This is a genomic window from Promicromonospora sp. NPDC019610 (assembly GCF_044389365.1).
Taxonomy (GTDB): domain Bacteria; phylum Actinomycetota; class Actinomycetes; order Actinomycetales; family Cellulomonadaceae; genus Promicromonospora.
In genome coordinates this window covers 1-1,913 of sequence record NZ_JBIRXX010000006.1, presented here as the reverse complement: position 1 = coordinate 1,913, position 1,913 = coordinate 1, and the positions used below count along the sequence as shown (strand labels likewise).

The window sequence follows — 1,913 nt, the reverse complement described above, 5'->3', positions numbered from 1 at the left end:
CATGAGGCGGCCGGTTGCCTCAGGACCCAACAGTGTGCTCGGCAAGCCCCCACCAGTACCGACCTCCACGTTCCAACCAGTGACAAGCACCGGCGTACTAGCGTTGGTCACCACCGAAGGCGACTCTTCGTCAATGTTCCACCCATGAGCAACCACCCCAGACGCGTACGGCCTGGGCATGGCCTCTGCCACCACCACCCGACGAACACGAAGTCCGACCAGGCAACGACCCCCTTAGGGCCGGTGATGGAGATGAGCTCCTTAGAAAGGAGGTGATCCAGCCGCACCTTCCGGTACGGCTACCTTGTTACGACTTAGTCCCAATCGCCAGTCCCACCTTCGACCACTCCCTCCCACAAGGGGTTGGGCCGTGAGCTTCGGGTGTTACCAACTTTCGTGACTTGACGGGCGGTGTGTACAAGGCCCGGGAACGTATTCACCGCAGCGTTGCTGATCTGCGATTACTAGCGACTCCGACTTCACGGGGTCGAGTTGCAGACCCCGATCCGAACTGAGACCGGCTTTTTGGGATTCGCTCCACCTCACGGTATCGCAGCCCTCTGTACCGGCCATTGTAGCATGCGTGAAGCCCAAGACATAAGGGGCATGATGATTTGACGTCATCCCCACCTTCCTCCGAGTTGACCCCGGCAGTCTCCCATGAGTCCCCGGCATAACCCGCTGGCAACATAGGATAAGGGTTGCGCTCGTTGCGGGACTTAACCCAACATCTCACGACACGAGCTGACGACAACCATGCACCACCTGTGTACGAGTGTCCAAAGAGAACCCCATCTCTGGGGCTTTCTCGTACATGTCAAGCCTTGGTAAGGTTCTTCGCGTTGCATCGAATTAATCCGCATGCTCCGCCGCTTGTGCGGGCCCCCGTCAATTCCTTTGAGTTTTAGCCTTGCGGCCGTACTCCCCAGGCGGGGCACTTAATGCGTTAGCTGCGGCACAGAACCAGTGGAACTGGCCCCACACCTAGTGCCCAACGTTTACGGCATGGACTACCAGGGTATCTAATCCTGTTCGCTCCCCATGCTTTCGCTCCTCAGCGTCAGTAACTGCCCAGAGACCTGCCTTCGCCATCGGTGTTCCTCCTGATATCTGCGCATTCCACCGCTACACCAGGAATTCCAGTCTCCCCTACAGCACTCTAGTCTGCCCGTACCCGATGCAAGCCCACAGTTGAGCCATGGGATTTCACACCAGACGCGACAGACCGCCTACGAGCTCTTTACGCCCAATAATTCCGGACAACGCTTGCGCCCTACGTATTACCGCGGCTGCTGGCACGTAGTTAGCCGGCGCTTCTTCTGCAGGTACCGTCACTTGCGCTTCTTCCCTGCTGAAAGAGGTTTACAACCCGAAGGCCGTCATCCCTCACGTGGCGTCGCTGCATCAGGCTTTCGCCCATTGTGCAATATTCCCCACTGCTGCCTCCCGTAGGAGTCTGGGCCGTGTCTCAGTCCCAGTGTGGCCGGTCGCCCTCTCAGGCCGGCTACCCGTCGACGCCTTGGTAGGCCATTACCCCACCAACAAGCTGATAGGCCGCGAGCCCATCCCCCACCGAAAAACTTTCCAACACCCACCATGCGGCAGGCGCTCATATCCGGTATTAGACCTCGTTTCCAAGGCTTATCCCGAAGTGGAGGGCAGGTTGCTCACGTGTTACTCACCCGTTCGCCACTGATCCACCCAGCAAGCTGGGCTTCACCGTTCGACTTGCATGTGTTAAGCACGCCACCAGCGTTCGTCCTGAGCCAGGATCAAACTCTCCGTAAAAGAGAAACATCCACACCCACCCACAGGCGAGCGCGAACAATGATACTGGCCAGACCAAAACCAAACTGGTTTCAATCCGATCCAAAAACAACCCCCACCATCCCCGACCACACCACCATGCTGGC

General features: G+C 58.2%; 1 rRNA gene. It reads right to left on the bottom strand.

Annotated elements, in window-relative coordinates:
- Positions 1-265: 265 nt before the first annotated feature.
- Positions 266-1,788: ribosomal RNA gene (locus tag ACH45N_RS28005) — 16S ribosomal RNA — on the bottom strand.
- Positions 1,789-1,913 lie beyond the last annotated feature (125 nt).